Annotated in this window: 5 protein-coding genes; 1 reads left to right on the top strand and 4 read right to left on the bottom strand. The window is 60.9% G+C overall.

The genetic code is table 11. The features are described 5' to 3' along the window. Positions 1-1,006 (bottom strand): cell division protein ZapE (zapE, locus tag WBP53_RS12470; protein WP_423929390.1); only part of this gene is annotated, 1,006 nt, incomplete at its 3' end. Next, complete coding sequence (locus WBP53_RS12465) at positions 1,003-1,683, bottom strand: alpha/beta hydrolase (RefSeq protein ID WP_423929388.1); 681 nt, start codon at positions 1,681-1,683, stop codon at positions 1,003-1,005. The genes zapE and WBP53_RS12465, both read right to left, overlap by 4 nt. 62 nt (positions 1,684-1,745) lie before the next feature. Between WBP53_RS12465 and WBP53_RS12460 the strand changes: the two genes are divergently transcribed. Next, positions 1,746-2,345: an ACP phosphodiesterase gene (locus WBP53_RS12460; protein ID WP_423929386.1), complete on the top strand. Its 600-nt coding sequence runs from the start codon at positions 1,746-1,748 to the stop codon at positions 2,343-2,345. A gap of 126 nt (positions 2,346-2,471) precedes the next feature. On the opposite strand, the gene WBP53_RS12455 is transcribed toward WBP53_RS12460, so the two are convergent. Both WBP53_RS12455 and WBP53_RS12450 read right to left on the bottom strand, forming a co-directional pair. After that, positions 2,472-3,827, bottom strand: a complete 1,356-nt coding sequence (locus WBP53_RS12455; RefSeq protein WP_423929384.1) for an ammonium transporter — start codon at positions 3,825-3,827, stop codon at positions 2,472-2,474. A gap of 20 nt (positions 3,828-3,847) precedes the next feature. Then, positions 3,848-4,186 (bottom strand): P-II family nitrogen regulator, encoded by a 339-nt coding sequence (locus WBP53_RS12450; RefSeq protein WP_371282966.1) that lies wholly within the window; start codon positions 4,184-4,186, stop codon positions 3,848-3,850. Positions 4,187-4,191 lie beyond the last annotated feature (5 nt).

Here is a 4,191-nt window from a genome sequence, read left to right as displayed (position 1 = left end):
GCCCGTCGTACAACTCGACGATGGGTACCGCGGCCGACAGCACCAGTTTGACGCCGTGGTCGTAGAGTTCGTCGACAAGTTCCACGAAACGCTGTGCCGAGTCCTCGGTCTGCGGCGTGAATTCGGGAACACGCGAAATCAACAGCGTGTGATAGGAGCGCGCCAGTTCGATATAGTCGGCAACACCGCGTGGGCCATCACAGATCGCGTCGAACTCGAACCAGATCGCGCCATCCCCTTCGCGGCGCACCTGCAACGGCCTGTCGTTGATGCTGAGGATGAAATTCTCGCGCTCGTTTCCACCGACAATCCGCCGGAAGATCGACAGCATCGTACGTTCCGACGCCGCATCCGGCGGAACCAGGTAGACCGGAGCCTGCTTGAGTGCACGCAGGCGCCAATCGGTGGGCGAGACCATCTCCACGATTTCGCATTGCTTTTGCAGCAGGGCGATGGCCGGCAGGAAGCGATCGCGTTGCAAACCGTCCTTGTAGAGATTGACCGGATCCGTGTTCGAGGTGGTCACCAGCACCACGCCCTGTGCGAACAACGCCTTGAGCAGATTGCCGAGAATCATCGCATCGCCGATGTCGAGCACGAAGAACTCGTCCAGACAAAGCACGCGCGTCGACTCGGCGATGCGTTCGGCAACACTCACCAGTGGATCGCGCTTGCCGCTCAGTGTGCGCAGCTCCGCATGGATACCTTGCATGAACCGATGAAAGTGCACGCGGGTCTTCGCTTCACCGGGCAGGCTTTCGTAGAACAGATCCATGAGGAAGGTCTTGCCGCGACCAACACTGCCCCACAGGTATAGCCCCTTCGGAGACTGCGGTGCCTGCCCGCGCAGTCGTCCCCACAATGATGGCGGCTCAACCCGCGCCAGTTCCTCATGCATGCGATCAAAGGCAGCAAGCACGCCCTGCTGGGCGGGGTCGGCCTGCCAGCGGCCATCAGCAACCCCCTGCGCATACAGAGCGCTCGGCCTCGACCCTGCAGCGGTCATGCCGGGTCGGAGGGTTTCGGAAGGTGCGCGCGCATGGCGTTCTTGATCGCCCCGCGCAAGTCCATGAGCCGGCGATGGAAGAAGTGACTGGTTTCCGGCATGCGAACCAGCTGTGGCGATACGCTCAGCGCGCCGACCCAGTCGAACACGAGTTCGGGGTCGACTACTTCATCTTCCTCACCCTGCACCACCAGCCAGGGACAATCAGGCAGCTCGATCGAATCGAACTTCCAGCGGCCAACCGGTGGAGCAATCGTGATCAGGGCGTCGGCATCGAGCGACTTTGCGTTGCGCAATGCGACATAGCTGCCAAACGAAAAACCGGCCAGCCAGATCACGACTCCGGGGCGCACCTGGCGCGCCCATTCCACGATTGCGGCGAGATCGTCACTTTCACCATCGCCCTCGTCAAACTCGCCAACCGATTTGCCAATTCCACGGAAATTGAAACGAACGGTGTCGAAGCCAAGCTCACGCACGGAACGTTCGATGATCGTGACCACCTTGTTGTGCATGGTTCCACCATGCAGCGGGTGTGGGTGGCAAATCACCGCGATGCCACATCCGTTTGCATGTGATTTGGGGTGCGCCGGTTCGGTCGCGACTTCGATGGCGCCAACGGGTCCATCCAGCAGAAAAGTGCTGGGCTCCGCAGGGAAGGAATCGGGCGCGTTCATGTTGGGATCCTGGTTCATGGTGCGCATGATACCGTGAAGGCTGCCTTCGGCTCCCTGTTCGCATGAACCACCTCGCCCACGCCTTGTTGTCCGGCCCGGATCCCGATCTTCGGCTCGGCGGCATGCTGGGGGATTTCGTGCGTGGACGCATCGATCCTGGCCTTCAGCCGGGCGTCCGCAGCGGCATCGCCCTGCATCGCGCCATCGACAGGTACACCGACGATCATGCCGAGGTCCGAGCCTTGCGCCAGATGTACGAACCTCCGTATCGGCGCTATGCCGGGATCCTCATCGACATCTGGTTCGATCATCTGCTGGCGCACGAATTCGATCAATGGTCGGATGTTCCATTGGCCATTTTCAGCGACGACTTGCTGGTCCTGCTCGAGTCGAGGACCGCAGAGCTTCCTGAGTCTCTGCAGCGCTTCACCCGCTACCTGCATGCTCGTCGCTTGCCTGCCGCGTATGCGCGCCGGGACATGATCAGCGAAGTGCTCGTTGGCGTGGGAGCGCGGCTGAAGCGGGCCAATCCCCTGGCCAACGGACTACTCGAGATTTCGCGTCTTGAGGTTGAGCATGAACAGGCTTTCGCCCGCTTCTTCCCACAACTGGTCGAATTCGCCAGGCAATGGCGCACTTCTGACGCGCAAGTGCCCGCGTAGCCGCCCTTCGCAACCTCTGAATGGCGTGATGCTGTCATCGGCCTGGTTGGAGAATTGGCTTCAGCGACGCTGTTCCGCATCTGCACGTCGCAACGCCGCTGAAGCCACCCCAAAGGCATGTGCCAATCAGGTTTCGTAAGCAGTCTCACCGTGACAGGTGATATCGAGCCCTTCGCGTTCGTCTTCTTCGCTGACGCGCAGACCAAACACGAGTTTGGCGATTCCGAAGGAAACAACCGATACGGCGCCGATCCAGACGATCGTGATACCAACGGCCAACGCCTGGATTCCGACCTGGCTGACGATTGAGTAGTCCTCGCCACCTCCGCCGCCCAGCGACGGGGCGTGAAACACGCCCGTCAGCAATGCGCCGACGATGCCTCCGATGCCGTGCACGCCAAATACATCCAGGCTGTCGTCTGCGCGCAGCAGTTTCTTCAGGCCGGTCACTCCCCAAACGCACACCACGCCTGCAACTGCTCCAATGGCGATGGCGCCGATCGGCCCGACCAGGCCCGCGGCCGGGGTGATTCCCACCAGTCCCGCGACCGCACCCGATGCGACACCGAGCGCAGAAGGCTTGCCCTTGGTCATCCCTTCAGTGATGGCCCAGGCCACGATGGCCGCAGCGGTAGCGAACAGCGTGTTGATGAAGGCCAGCGCAGCGCCAGCGTTGGACTCGAGATTGGAACCGGCATTGAATCCGAACCAGCCGACCCAGAGCAGGGCTGCGCCAACGAAGGTCATGGTCACGTTATGCGGCTTGATCGCCTCGCGGCCAAAGCCGAGTCGCTTGCCGACGAAGTACGCGCCGATCAGACCCGCTACACCGGCATTGATATGCACGACGGTACCACCGGCAAAATCGAGCGCGCCGAGATCGAGCAGGTAACCCCCGGCGCCCCAGACCATGTGTGCAATGGGAATGTAGCCGAAGGTGAACCAGAGCACCGAGAACAGGATCAACGCAGAGAACTTGATGCGTTCGGCAAACGCGCCGACGATCAGCGCGCCGGTGATGCCTGCGAAGGTTGCCTGGAATGCAATGAATACATACTCCGGCAACTTGACGTTTTCGGTAAAGGTGTCAGCGAGTGAATCCACAGTCACGCCACTCAGGAATATCTTGTCGAACGAACCGATCACCGCGTTGCCGCCAACGAAGGTCAGGCTGTAGCCGAATACCGCCCACAGCAATACCAGCAGAGAAAAGACCACCATCACCTGGATCAGCACGGAAAGCACGTTTTTCGAGCGCACCATGCCGCCGTAGAACAGGGCGAGTCCGGGCACGGTCATCAGCAACACGAGCAGGGTCGACGTGAGCATCCAGGCGACATCGCCCTTGTCGACGATTGGAACGACTGCCGGCGCTTCCTGGGCAAGAGCCGGAAAGGCCAGCACCAGAAGAAGCAGTCCGCACAGGGCACCGGCGATGCCGGAGAACCGCAGTCCACGTAATGTGTTTGAAATGGTTTTCATGATGTCCTCGCAAGCTGGGGTCAGAGGGCGTCGGCGCCGATTTCTCCGGTGCGGATGCGTATGGCCTGTTCGATGGGAGAGACGAAGATCTTTCCGTCACCCGTCTTGCCGGTTCCGGCGACGCCCTGGATCGCCTCGATGACGGCTTCCACGCGGTCATCGAGAACCACGGTTTCGATCTTCACCTTGGGCAGGAAATCGACGATGTATTCGGCGCCGCGATAGAGCTCGGTATGTCCCTTCTGGCGTCCGAATCCCTTGACCTCGGTAACGGTGATGCCGGATACGCCGGCGCTGGACAATGCTTCGCGGACTTCGTCGAGCTTGAAGGGCCGCACGATGGCGGTAATCAGTTTCATGGCCA

This window comes from Dokdonella sp. (assembly GCF_049593775.1).
GTDB lineage: Bacteria > Pseudomonadota > Gammaproteobacteria > Xanthomonadales > Rhodanobacteraceae > Dokdonella.
The sequence above is the reverse complement of the archived record's forward strand: the minus strand, read 5'-3'. Positions and strand labels throughout refer to the sequence as shown.

What these genes read in the sequence shown, in the direction of transcription:
- WBP53_RS12465 (WP_423929388.1), bottom strand. Translation starts at nt 1,683, where the DNA reads ATGAACGCGCCCGATTCCTTCCCTGCGGAGCCCAGCACTTTTCTGCTG.
- WBP53_RS12460 (WP_423929386.1), top strand. Translation starts at nt 1,746, where the DNA reads ATGAACCACCTCGCCCACGCCTTGTTGTCCGGCCCGGATCCCGATCTT.
- WBP53_RS12455 (WP_423929384.1), bottom strand. Translation starts at nt 3,827, where the DNA reads ATGAAAACCATTTCAAACACATTACGTGGACTGCGGTTCTCCGGCATC.
- WBP53_RS12450 (WP_371282966.1), bottom strand. Translation starts at nt 4,186, where the DNA reads ATGAAACTGATTACCGCCATCGTGCGGCCCTTCAAGCTCGACGAAGTC.